At 67.4% G+C, this 276-nt stretch carries 1 protein-coding gene; it reads left to right on the forward strand.

What is annotated here, in order from left to right:
• On the forward strand, positions 1-259 hold a 259-nt coding region (locus SB751_RS30130), incomplete at its 5' end, for an arsenic metallochaperone ArsD family protein (RefSeq protein ID WP_410749036.1).
• Positions 260-276 lie beyond the last annotated feature (17 nt).

The following is a 276-nucleotide window of genomic DNA, read 5'->3' on the forward strand; positions in this document are numbered from 1 at the left end:
GGCGCACGGCGTGACCGTGGCCCGCTACAACCTGGGTCAGCAGCCGCAGGCATTCGCCGCCAACGCGGCGGTGGTCAAGGAAATGGAAGCGGGTATGGAGCGGCTGCCGATCCTCGCGATCGACGGCCACATCGTATCGACCGGCATGTATCCGTCCCGCCAGCAGCTTGCGCAGAAGCTGGGCATCGCGCTGACGACGGCGGACAAGCCTCATGTCAAGGCCGGCAGTTGCTGCTCGCCCGGCTCCGGCTGCTGCTAGGGAGCGCACATGTCCCT

It is taken from the genome of Cupriavidus sp. SIMBA_020 (assembly GCF_046535395.1).
Classification (GTDB): Bacteria; Pseudomonadota; Gammaproteobacteria; order Burkholderiales; family Burkholderiaceae; genus Cupriavidus; species Cupriavidus campinensis.